9 protein-coding genes are annotated in these 12289 nt (G+C 48.2%); 5 read left to right on the plus strand and 4 right to left on the minus strand.

The features are described 5' to 3' along the window. Positions 1-176: 176 nt before the first annotated feature. A complete protein-coding gene (locus tag DXN05_RS20860) occupies positions 177-2015 on the minus strand; it encodes a 7TM diverse intracellular signaling domain-containing protein (protein WP_116849235.1) in 1839 nt (612 codons plus the stop codon). Between the two features lie 413 nt (positions 2016-2428). Between DXN05_RS20860 and DXN05_RS20865 the strand changes: the two genes are divergently transcribed. Continuing rightward, the gene (locus DXN05_RS20865; RefSeq protein WP_116849236.1) at positions 2429-3232 is read left to right on the plus strand and encodes a hypothetical protein; all 804 of its coding nucleotides are present in this window, start codon (positions 2429-2431) and stop codon (positions 3230-3232) included. A 58-nt stretch (positions 3233-3290) separates the two neighbouring features. On the opposite strand, the gene DXN05_RS20870 is transcribed toward DXN05_RS20865, so the two are convergent. After that, a complete protein-coding gene (locus DXN05_RS20870) occupies positions 3291-4859 on the minus strand; it encodes a S8 family peptidase (RefSeq protein WP_116849237.1) in 1569 nt (522 codons plus the stop codon). A gap of 473 nt (positions 4860-5332) precedes the next feature. Here DXN05_RS20870 and DXN05_RS20875 point away from each other — a divergent pair, with 473 nt between their 5' ends. Beyond that, on the plus strand, positions 5333-5761 hold the full coding sequence (locus tag DXN05_RS20875; RefSeq protein WP_116849238.1) for a hypothetical protein: 429 nt from the start codon (positions 5333-5335) through the stop codon (positions 5759-5761). 247 nt (positions 5762-6008) lie between these two features. On the opposite strand, the gene DXN05_RS20880 is transcribed toward DXN05_RS20875, so the two are convergent. Beyond that, positions 6009-7541 carry a glycoside hydrolase family 32 protein gene (locus tag DXN05_RS20880; protein WP_116849239.1) on the minus strand — a complete coding sequence of 511 codons (1533 nt, stop codon included), beginning with the start codon at positions 7539-7541 and terminating at the stop codon, positions 6009-6011. 26 nt (positions 7542-7567) lie between these two features. Continuing rightward, positions 7568-7798 carry a hypothetical protein gene (locus DXN05_RS24525; protein WP_147314017.1) on the minus strand — a complete coding sequence of 77 codons (231 nt, stop codon included), beginning with the start codon at positions 7796-7798 and terminating at the stop codon, positions 7568-7570. Positions 7799-7830: 32 nt separating this feature from the next. Here DXN05_RS24525 and rmuC point away from each other — a divergent pair, with 32 nt between their 5' ends. The 3 genes from rmuC (at position 7831) to prfH (ending at position 11844) form a co-directional block, all read left to right on the plus strand. Beyond that, positions 7831-9195, plus strand: coding sequence for a DNA recombination protein RmuC (gene rmuC / locus DXN05_RS20885; RefSeq protein WP_116849240.1), 1365 nt, complete (start codon positions 7831-7833; stop codon positions 9193-9195). A 616-nt stretch (positions 9196-9811) separates the two neighbouring features. Then, the gene (locus DXN05_RS20895; protein ID WP_116849270.1) at positions 9812-11218 is read left to right on the plus strand and encodes an RtcB family protein; all 1407 of its coding nucleotides are present in this window, start codon (positions 9812-9814) and stop codon (positions 11216-11218) included. An 11-nt stretch (positions 11219-11229) separates the two neighbouring features. Beyond that, the gene (gene prfH / locus DXN05_RS20900; RefSeq protein WP_116849242.1) at positions 11230-11844 is read left to right on the plus strand and encodes a peptide chain release factor H; all 615 of its coding nucleotides are present in this window, start codon (positions 11230-11232) and stop codon (positions 11842-11844) included. Positions 11845-12289 lie beyond the last annotated feature (445 nt).

The following is a 12289-nucleotide window of genomic DNA, read 5'->3' on the forward strand; positions in this document are numbered from 1 at the left end:
TGAAAAACAAAATTATTTAACACAACTTATTGATTTATAGACTATTGCAATCTAATTGATACGGTTCGCTACCACACCTACGCGTTACAGAAATAATTCTGTAACAATCGTTTATTGTTTTACAGGAGGTGAAAGGATTTTTTTTGTGATACGGTTCCGTGCCGTATGAAGAAATTTTACAGTACCAGCTTACTCCAGCCTTCATCACCGGCGTCCCGGAGCTCTTTTTTCCGTTCTTCCATAAGTGTGCGTACGCGGTTGAGGTAAGCCCAGCAGGTACTTTGGCGTATGTCGAGCAGGGTTGCGAGCTTGTGTGAAGAGATCTTTCCCTTGGATGTGTAGATGAGAAAGATCATATAGAAAGCTTTATTAATAGGTATTTTTGTGTTCTGAAAAATGGTATTTGCCATTACCGATTCTTCATAATCGCATTTGGTGCAACGGCGGCTGAAAGGCAGGTGACCGGCAAAATACTGGTCGTGCCGGCACTTGCGGCAGGCATAGGCCTCTTTCCATTTCAGCTGCGCGAGAAACTCGAAACAACTGTCACGGTCGGGGTATATGCGGCTGAATTCTTCAAAATCAACCTGGGCAGAAAGCACGCGCGCCCGGCTTACTTTTTTTACGCTGGTTTGCAGTTCTTCGTTATCGTGCTGCAACAGGGCGTTGATGCGGGAAATTTCTTCTGCCTGCTGCTGCAACAATTCATTGGCCCCGCTCAGTTCTTCGTTCTGGCTGGCAATCAGTTCGTTTTTATCTACCAGCTCCTGTGTACGCTCCTGCACCTGGCGTTCCAGTTCGGCATTCAGGGAATCTTTCAGTTCGGCCCGCAGGGTCATTTGTTTGATGATTTCCCGGTGTGCCAGCTCTTTTTTCTTTTTCAGCAGGCGTAGTTTATCGCCAATGGCAAACGACAGGAAGAACATTTCCATTACAAAGCAAAAACCCAGGCTGTAATAGGATATAATACTGCTGTTAAGCCAGGTAAAACCCAGCATTATCAGCAACTTAAGCACGCAACCCACAAACAGGAAACTGTAGCCCAGCACAAAAAAGCGTGCAGGCCGGTAGCCGTTGAGCCAGATGTAAATACCGGTACAGAACGCGAGGAACAGCGGCACTACATCAATAAACTTATAATTGAGCCATTGCGGCGCAAAGCAAACCGCACCGGCAAACAACAAAACCCGGGCACCTATTACCCAGCTGATAACCCGGTTAAGCCGCGGGGCGCGGGCTTTTACATATAATAAGGCACGGGTGAACAGCAGGGCAAAAATGCTCATTCCCATTAAAGGAAGCGCAAAACCGTACTGGTTAAACCGCGGAGAACGGGGCCACAGGTATTGGTAGGCAATGCCATCGGTGCTCATTTCAAAAAGACCAACACTTAATATATATAAAATATACCATAAGTATTGACGCTGCCGCATGGCGATAAACATAATCAGGTTGTAAAAGCTGAAGATGAGAATCATGCCATAGAAAATGCCGAAAGAGAAGTATTCATCCAGCGCATAACCAATGAACTTGTGCACGGTGCGCAGCACAATAATAATGTCTGCAGTTTGGGATGATTGAACCCGGAAATAATACACCAGGTCGCGCGTGCTGTCGTTGTGAATGTTCAGCTCAAAGTTCTTATGGTTGAAGAGGCGCTGTTTAAAAGGCCTGCTATCGCCCAGTTGTACTGAATCGTAGCGGCCATTTTTATCTGGCACATAAGCACTTATGGCATCAATGGTTTGGTCAAAAAACTCCAGCAGGAAGGATTGCTTAACCGATGTGTCGTGGTGTATTTTAATGCGGTACCAATAAGCAGCGGCAGGCCGATGTGTTTGCGGGGTTCCGGTGGTGTTTATGCCAAATGCGGCTGTATCCAGCTGTTCAAAGCGCATGCGAGCGGTGCTGTCTTCCAGCACATCAATTTCATGATAGGTGAAAATATGCTGTTCCTCTTTATTACTGATGCGTACTGCCTGTTGCGCGTGCACCATTAAAACCAGCAAAAGCATTGCTGTTACTAACCCTGCTGATCTACCCATCATCTGCTGCTGCCCATGGTTATGAATGAAAATAGAGCGCAAAGGTAACTGTTTACAGCAAGAACTTTTGTAACGGACGTTTGATTGTTTTTGTTACGCAGTCATGTTAATTTGTCGAAATACGTTAAACAAAGTTTGCAACATTAAAACATTAAGAGTAATTTCCTATAGTAAACGTTTGCCTCCCTAAGCCCCCGCAAGCATAACCTCCAATCAGTTTTAGCAGTCATTAATTCGTAAGATTATCTACCCTGGGAAACTGCACTAAATACTAACAATCACCGGGATGCTCCCTGTCAGTCCCGTAAGGAAAAACCATATCCTAACCGGTTATAAACCGGGATGTACAGTATTGCATTGAATAACCTGTCAAAATTGAACATATGAGGAACCTCTACCCGAGCGCTTCATTTAGCGACCAGCAAATTTTTACGCAGTTGCATAAAGTGTTGTTGTTTCACGAGTTCACTGCTTCAAAAGTATTATCTGCTTTCCTGCATTTTATTGTGGAAGAAAAGATTGCCGGCCGTGGCAATGACCTGAAAGAATATACCATTGCAGTAAAAGGATTGGGCCGCACCTCCAGTTTTAACCCGCAGCACGAAGCGGTGATACGCATTTACGCACTCAGGCTTCGCAAAACCCTTCAGGCTTATTACAACAGCGATGGCAAACACGACAATATCCGTATCAGTGTTCCCAAAGGCTCCTATATCCCGCATTTTGAACCCAATATGCCACCGCATATTGCAGCCTCTCCCATTCAGCCAATGATACATGCCACAAACACACCTATTGCAGTATTCCCTTTTCTTGATATCAGTCCCAACAATGCACACCGTTATTTGATTGACGACCTGTGTGAGCAAATCAGTACCGATCTCTCCTGTTCTTCGCGCTTTGCCGTCATATCTTATTTCAGCGCACGCAAGTGTGCACAGCAAACTGCCGACCTGCGCGATGCCGGTTTGCAACTGGGTGCCAACATGATTATCACCGGCAGCGTACGTTTTAAACTGGATTATTATTATCTCAACGTACAACTGGTTTCTGCAGGCAATGGCATACAGTTGTGGGCGCAGCGTTTTGAACAGCACCGGAACGAAAACAGTGTAAACACGATGGCCGGTATGGTTACGCGTGAGCTGAGCCGCTTTATTTACACGGGTTACAGCGTGATTAACTAACATAAAAAAATATGCCTGCGGCCATTGCCGCAGGCGTATTTACCTGTATGGAACGTTGTTACTCTGTTGCTGCAAGCTGCAGTGCCGCGTAAGTATTCACTATCCCGCCTGATAAACACAATGCCGAAAAAGGCACCTGTTTTTCTGCACCGTTGATTTTGATGGAAACAGGGTGTGTTATTTTTACGGCAGACCGCATGATAATATCTTTCACCTGTACAGCCGTTAATTTGGGATAGTAAGCCCTGATGGTGGCCGCAATGCCTGTAACCACCGGTGCAGCCATGCTGGTGCCGCTGTGCGTACCATATTGGGAGCCGGGTGTGGTGCTGTAAATATCCACACCGGGTGCAAACACATCTACACTGCGGGCGCCATAGTTCGAGAAGTTGGCCGCGAGGTGTTCATCATCTTTAATACCCGATGCACCTACTTCAATCCAGGCAGCTGCAACACCACTGCCATCAGCATATACACGGTTGGGAAAATTGGTAACGCTGTCGTTATTGCTGGCATCGTTACCGGCTGCATGTACCAGCAGCACGTCTTTTTTCATGGCATATTTCACCGCTTCATCTATCACGCTTTTGCCTGGCGAATACGACTTACCAAAGCTCATGTTGATCACTTTTGCGCCATTGTCAACTGCATAACGAATACCGTTGGCAACGTCTTTGTCACGCTCATCCCCATCGGGCACCACGCGTACGACCATTACTTTTGCCGCATTGCACACGCCCATGATACCTTTATTATTGGTGCGGCTGGCAGCAATAATGCCGGCCACATGCGTGCCATGGTCTGCAGAAGGGCCGGTAACATCCGGGTTGCCATAGTAGCGTTCACGGGCGTTGTTGTAATCGTCGCCCACCATATCGCGCGGGTCGAAGGAAAGATTGAGGTGATAATCCAGCTCCTGCTTAAAATGGTCGATGGTACCGCCAATGTCATCCTTGCGGATAGCTGCATATGACTTGCCATCCTGCATTTGCTGCACAATGATTTCCACCACCTTTTTCTCGATGCCGTTGGCCGGTTTGTAAGCATTAAAATCAGCCACAGCAGGGGCATCTATGCCAATACGTTTTACAATGGCATCAATGATATCGCCGAAACGTTGCGTATTGCGCAGTGCCATGGTGGCTTCCTGCAGTTTCTGGTTGTATTCGTTCTGCAGGCGCAGGTATTCGCTGTAGCCGGTAGTATCGGTACTTTTCCCGCCGGCACTGGTTAAATGGCTGAAACGCGGCTGCAGCAGGCGCAACAGGCGCACCAGTTCGGTATTGTCCTGGTTTACATCACCTTTGGCAGAGCCGATAAAATCCCAGCCATGTATGTCATCTGCATAACCATTGTGGTCATCATCTATACCATTGCCGGGAATTTCGCGGGTATTGGTCCACAGTATGTCTTTTAAATCTTCATGTGCGGTATCAGAGCCGCCGTCTATTACTGCAACCAGCACAGGGGCTGCCTGCCTGTTTTGCAGCAGTTCACGGTAGGCCTTTTCGGTGCTGGCGCCAAAAACGCTGTCTTTGTTCAGATCGAGGTTTTGCCAGTTCACCCGCTGGGCAGCCAGTTGCAATGAGCAGCCGGCAAAAGCAATCGTACACAGTTGTTTGATCATCGTATCGGTATAATAAAAGGCGGGACTTTGCAATCCCGCAGCGCACAATAATAAGTATTACACGAATTGAACGATCAATAGCGGCAATATTTCCAGGTATTTAAGAAATAATTAAGCCCTTATACAATGAACAATACTGAATAACGTTAAATACAACACCCGGCCTCGAAAAGCCGGGTGTTGAAATCTTTGTGCACATTACCGTGCATAGTATCCTCCCCCTTGAAAATTGTTTGTAGCATAAAAGTAAAATATGCCTGCTGCAATAACAATTTGTAACGGTCACAGCAGTATGGTGTAACAAAAACGGGCTTTAAACGTAATAAGAAAATAGCAGTCTTATACCGGTATCCCGGAAAGGAAAACAAGGCTGTTCAGCACATTATAACCGATGAACAAGGCTGTTTTCCCTAAAACTGGTACGGGATATGCTATAATTTACCATCTTCGTTTTCAAAATCAAACAGGCTAACATGAAGTATTTACTGCTTTCGTTTCTTTTGCTGAGCACACTGTTTATGACGTCGTGTAAGAAAGAATACACTACCATTAACCCCATCACTACGGTACAGTACACCATTCACCCCAACCAGTGGGTAGCTACTTCGGGCGACTATGGCAATGGTTTTAAAGTGGATATCCCGGTACCGGAAGTAACACAGGCAACGGTAGACTATGGTGCGGTGTCGGTATACCTTACCACCAATGCCAGTAACACTACCAGCCCTGATGTATGGGAAGCCATTCCTGATGTAGTAGCGGGTTACAGCTTTGTTGCCCTGCATACGCTTGGTACGGTAACCATTGTTGCATCTGATCCGTATGCGCAAAATCTGAATCCCGATGTGGCTCCTTTCAATGGTGACATCGCGGTTAAAATCGCGATCCAGAATCCGAACTAACCCATCCAGCAATAGCTTAAAAAAGGGCGTATCTTATGCAGATACGCCCTTTTTTAATCCGTAGCCCGATGACGGTTTAAGCTGGTGAGGCACCGGAAAAAGTCTAAAAAACAGTATTTTCTTTGTTCGCCCGGCCATCGTCCGTCTACCGTCCAACCATCGTTCGACCCTCGTTCATCTCAATTGCCGTATAAAGTCGAATACCGGCAGTAATAACCTGCCATGCCGGTACCAGGGTTTACGCACATTAACGTTCATGCACTGTTTTATTTATTTCCTTCACCACAATATTGGAGAACGCCGCTGTACCCTTATTGGCAAAGGCTACAACACCGGTTTGCGGCTGCAGGGGAAATACCAGGTCGGTAAGTACGTATTCGCCGTTGTTCACGAACACCTCCAGCATACACACATCGAATACAATTCTAAAACTGGCTTTTTCCAGTCCGGGTGCATGCAATGTATCCAGGCCGGTGTACAGGGTGCTGAAATTGTGCAGCCCGGCATTGGAGCGGTCTATTTCAAGGTTACCGGTGGCATTGTTGTACGAGATGATGGTGGTGTGCGCACTGTCCTGCTGCAGTGCTATGCCTGCAGAGGTGGCGTACGGCAGGGTAACATCGAACGATATGTCCAGTGCAGGTATGACGCTTTCGTACAAGGGATGTTCACCACTGGTAACCGTAAAGCCGGGCAGCGTGTGTGATTGCTTTACCTGTTTATCCAGTTCGGCCACGGGCCATTGCAGCAGGCGGTACTGCCCATTGTCTTTTTTGCGCAGCTGCAGCACGCGCGGCGTTGCGTACTGCCCCCTGAAGCCTTTGGTGGGTATATCATTGGCATAACGCCAGTCATTGGCCCAGCCAAGCATAATAACACGCCCGTCTGCGGCAGGTATATTGTTCCAGGTAATGCCTGCATAATAATCCTTACCAAAATCAACATACAAAGGATATGGTGCCTGGTCGGCGATGAACTGTTTGCCATTGAATACACCGGTGAAGTATTGCATGGCGCGGTAGCCTTTTACTTCGTGACCGGCGGACAAGGTAAGCAGCCATCTTTTTTCTGCAGTGCCTTCCACCGGCACTTCCGTAATATCGGGGCATTCCCATACTTCACTGATGTCACCGATACCGCCGAAATCGCTGAGATAGGTCCATTGCTTTAAATCGGGAGAGCTGTAAAAACGCACTTTGTATTCATCGGGTTTGGCCAGTACCAGTATCCATTGTTTGCCTGGCGTGTACCAAAATATCTTGGGATCCCTGAACTCGGTGCTTTTAATGTCGAGCACCGGGTTGCCTGCATAACGCGTCCAGGTTTTGCCATCATCGGTGCTGTAAGCCAGCTGCTGCTGTTGCGACTGCACCTTGCCGCCTTTTTCAATGTGCGCAGTATACATGGCCACCAGGGGCGGCTGTGCCGCTGTGCCAAAGCCGGAAGTATTAAGACTGTCCGCTACGGCACAGCCGCTGAAAATCATAGTGGTGCTGCCATCCGGATTGGTGAACTCAGGGATGGCCAGCGGTTGTTGCTGCCAGTGGAACAAATCGTTGCTCACCGCATGCGCCCAGCTCATGTGCCCCCATTTGTCGCCAAAGGGATTGTACTGGCAAAACAGGTGATACTGCCCGTTGTGGTATACGAGACCATTGGGATCATTGATCCAGTTGGAATCAGTAGAAAAATGAAAAAGCGGCCGGTAGGTTGGCATATTGTCCTGGGCATTCGCCTGTAGCAGCTGCAATAACAGCAGCAGGAAGAATAGATGTTTCATTGCGGCAAGATTTGTTGTGCAGCCTGTTAGGCCTGTTCTAAAATACGCTGTTTTTTGCAAAAGGCCCCGCCTGAAGAGGCGGGGCGCATTTCTTTAAAAGGAACCAAAACTAAAATGCCGAACGAAACAACGATTGAAAATTGTACTGTATGAGATAAAAGTATGCAAAAGCTTTTATGCAAATAAACTGTAACGGTTACTCGCATAAATGGCAGCGTTTTATGTGTATATGGTGTCGCTTTCGCAGCTAGCGCCATTTTAAGTATATTGCCCTATTAATGCCCACGCTATGATGATCACTGTACTTGCCGCAGCAGCCGCACTGCTGGCCGGCATATTGCTTACCTGGTTTATTTTTTACAACAAACTGCGACAGCAGGCGCAAATACATGCAGCAGAGCAGCAAACGCAGCAGCAACTGAACATACAACTTTCCACAACTGCCGCTGTGCTGGAACGCGAAAAAGCAACCCTGCAGCAGGACAAACAACACCTGCAGCATCAGCTCGATGCAAGCAATACCTCCCTTCATGAAACACACCGCCAGCTGGCCGCCCTTGAAGAAAAGCTGCATTACCAGCGGCAATTGTACCAGCAACAAAAACAGGACCTGGAACAGCTGGGCACTACACTTAAAAAAGATTTTTCGCTGCTGGCCAATAATATCCTTGACGAAAAAACGCAGCGGTTTAACGAAACACAACAGAAAGAACTCGACACCTTACTGGCGCCGCTGAAGGCCAATCTCACTGCTTTTAAAGAGCAGGTGGAGAAGACCTACAAAACAGAATCTGACGACAGGATTTCATTGCGCGAGCAGGTAAAGCACATGATGACATTGAATGAAACCTTATCCAAAGAAGCACGCGCACTGACGGCTGCATTAACCGGCAACACCAAGAAACAGGGTGACTGGGGTGAACTGATTCTTGAATCCATACTCTCCTACTCCGGCCTGCAGAAAGGCATTCATTATTTTACACAGGAAACATCGCAGGATGAACAGGGCAACCGCATACGGCCGGATGTTTTAGTCAAATATCCTGACAACCGCATCATCATTATCGATTCAAAAGTATCACTGGTGCATTATGACCAGTTATGCCGCGAGCAGGACGAAACACTGATGCCCATACATCTCAGGAACATGCAGCAATCTATCCGCAATCATATTGACGGGCTGCACAGCAAAAATTATAGCCAGATCAATGATTCGCTGGATATGGTGATTATGTTTATGCCAGTTGAAGCGGCTTATATCACGGCATTACAGCACGATCCTGAACTGCAGCATTACGCCTATAAAAAACAAGTACTGCTGATCAGTCCGGCCAATCTTACACTGGCCATGAAACTGATCTACGATATGTGGAAACGCGACGCCATTGATAAAAATGCAGAAGCAATAGCAGAGCGTGCAGGTAAGCTGTATGATAAACTTGCGGGCTTTATCGACAACTTTGAGAAGATAGGCAAAGTGCTGGGCACATTGCAGGGCACTTATGATGATGCGTTCCGGCAGCTGGCTACAGGCCGCGGCAATGTGGTGCAACAGGCAGAGCAGATGAAACAGCTGCACATCAAATCTGCCAGGCAGATACCGGCTGCTTATTTAAACGATGCAGCTACAGAAGAAACGCAGTTGAATACATAAAAAAGCGCCCCCGCATTAACGGGTGCGCTGTAGTGGAGAAATCCGGAACTAAGTCTATTTTGCGGCAAGGGCTGTACTGCCTGCACGTTTCCTGATCTTTTCCTGCATCTGTTTAAATGCGGATGCAAACATCACGAACTTGCTTTGGGCATGACCCCAGTCAATGTCATCTTCTTTAAAAAAAGTTTGCAGATATTGTCTGCCATGTGACAATCCTTATCATCGAAAAAAAAATTGCGCCAGAGCAAGTACTTTTCGCATTTGCGTAGATTTAGGGGTTAATAAAACAGCTTTACACGGGGAGTGATTAAAGCTACATTATTTTATAATTTGGTGAAAAGAAAAATTATTCCATCTTTGCGGCACATTATTCAATAACCCTTAACTGCAAGCGGAGGGTATTATATATGCTGGAACAATACACACATATCATCTAAGCCGGCCAGGTTACGCACAGTAACCGCATTTACTTCACGCCGGAAATTTTCATCCATTTTACGTAACAGAACAGGTATGGCAATGCACTGACTGCATGCGCATAATTGGGCTATGCCCTGCCTGTAAACCGCGTACACGGCGTTGCAATACGCATGCGCCATTGTATGCAGCACAGTATATGAAAACTGTAATACAACTCAAAGAATTGAGCAAGCTCGGCTATACATCCAATATTGGCCGCAGCATTGCACTCGGCATTATTGCCAAACACTGCAAACACGAAAGCAAAACACACATTGTACAACGTTTGCAGGAGATACTGGCGCAACCCGCGCTTTATACAACCGATATGATCTGGGGTAAACTGGCGCAGCATTTTTGCGGTGATGCAACAGAAAAAAAGTTCACCGTATATGCACTGCGCAACGAAAACGACATGGTACCCTGCAAGGTATACGGCGGCGTAAACATAGAAAGCAGCGCCAAGCAACAGATGCATACCGCATTGCAATTGCCGGTTGCCATACAGGGTGCACTGATGCCTGATGCACATGGCGGCTACGGACTGCCCATTGGCGGTGTGCTGGCCACACAAAATGCAGTGATACCCTATGCTGTAGGTGTTGACATCGGCTGCCGTATGGCGCTTACTATTTTTAGTGAAAATGAAAAATATGTACAGCGCTATGCGTACCAGGTGAAAGAAGCCATACGTGCACACACGCATTTTGGTATGGAAGGCGGACTTGAAACAAAACAGCAGCATGCCGTACTCGACAGCAATGCGTTTTCAGCCACGCCCCTGCTTAAAAGCCTGCACGGTAAAGCTGCACGGCAGCTCGGCAGTTCAGGGGGCGGCAATCATTTTGTAGAGTTCGGCACCATCGAAATTTACGCAGGCAACCAGCTGGGTATTACACCGGGGCAGTATACGGCGTTGCTTTCGCATTCGGGCTCGCGCGGACTGGGCGCAGCCATTGCCATGCATTATTCAAAACTGGCGCGCGACACCTGCAAATTGCCTTCGTATGCGCAGCACCTGGCATGGCTTGATATGAACAGCGAAGCCGGACAGGAATACTGGCTGAGCATGAACCTGGCAGGCGATTATGCCGCTGCCTGTCATGAACGCATACACGCCAGCATGGCTAAAACACTGGGCCTGCAGGTGATGAACAGCATCAGCAACCACCACAATTTTGCCTGGCAGGAAACCATCAATGGCAGCAATGCCATTGTGCACCGCAAAGGAGCTACGCCTGCACATGAAAATGAACCAGGCATTATACCCGGCAGCATGACCACAGCCGGTTATCTTGTTTGCGGCAAAGGCGATCCGCAATCATTGTACTCTGCATCGCATGGTGCAGGCAGGGCCATGTCGCGGCAGAGCGCCAAAGCAAACTTTACCCGTTCTGCGCTCAATAAACTGTTGTCGCAACAGCAGGTAACGCTGATCGGCGGCAGCACGGAAGAAGCACCGGCAGCCTATAAAAACATTGAACAGGTAATGCAGCAGCAACAGCAGCTGGTAACTGTTCAGGGGAAATTTATGCCACGTATTGTGCGCATGAACAAAGATTAAAACATATAACAATGCACAATTCAATCCTTATCCAGGTATCGGCCGGCCGCGGCCCTGCAGAATGCTGCAGGGCTGTTGCCAGGCTGGTGCCGCTATTGATAAAAGACGCAGATAAACAGGGCATTACCGCTACTGTAACAGAACAAACACCCGGAGAGCTCAACGGCACCCTGCAGTCTGTTTTGCTGCGGCTGGAAGGCAGCGCCGCAGCAGCTTTTGCAGCCAGCTGGGAAGGCAGCGTGCAATGGGTGGCGCAAAGCCCCTACCGCCGCATGCACAAGCGCAAAAACTGGTTTGTAAGTCTGCAGGTGTTTAAACCCGCAGCACAGCAAGTGCCACCCGGCACCATCGTTTATACCACATGCCGCGCCTCCGGGCCGGGTGGCCAGCATGTAAACAAAACCGAATCGGCCGTATGGGCCATACATGTGGCATCGGGCATCAGCGTGCTGGCAAGTGACACACGTTCACAACACCAGAATAAAAAACTGGCCACAGAACGCCTGCTGCAAAAGCTCGCGGCCTGGCAACTGGAGCAGCAACTGGCCAGCGCGCAACAACAATGGGAACAGCACACGCATACGCAGAGAGGCAATGCGGCCCGGGTCATCAGGATGCCGCTTTAGCGCTTTGCGCGTTTCAGGCACTTTGTGCGTTCCATGCACTTCGTGCGTTCAATGCGCTTTGCGCGTTCCATGCGCTTTGCGTGTTCCATGCACTTCGTGCGTTCAATGTGCTTTGCGCGTTTCATGCACTTTGTGCGTTCCATGCGCTCTGCGCGTTCCATGCACTTTGTGCGTTCAATGCGCTTTGCGTGTTCCATGCACCTCGTGCGTTCAATGCGCTTTGCGCGTTCAATGCGCTTTGCGTGTTCCATGCACTTTGTGCGTTCAATGTGCTTTGCGCGTTCCATGCACTTCGTGCGTTCCATGCGCTTTGCGCGTTCCATGCACTTCGTGCGTTCCATGCGCTTTGCGCGCGTTCAAGGTTTCAGCGTTCACTTTGCCTTTTTTCCCTTCGGAGAACGCTGAAACTTTTGAACATTGAAACTATTGAACATTGAACTATTGA

The organism is Deminuibacter soli (genome assembly GCF_003412455.1).
Classification (GTDB): domain Bacteria; phylum Bacteroidota; class Bacteroidia; order Chitinophagales; family Chitinophagaceae; genus Deminuibacter; species Deminuibacter soli.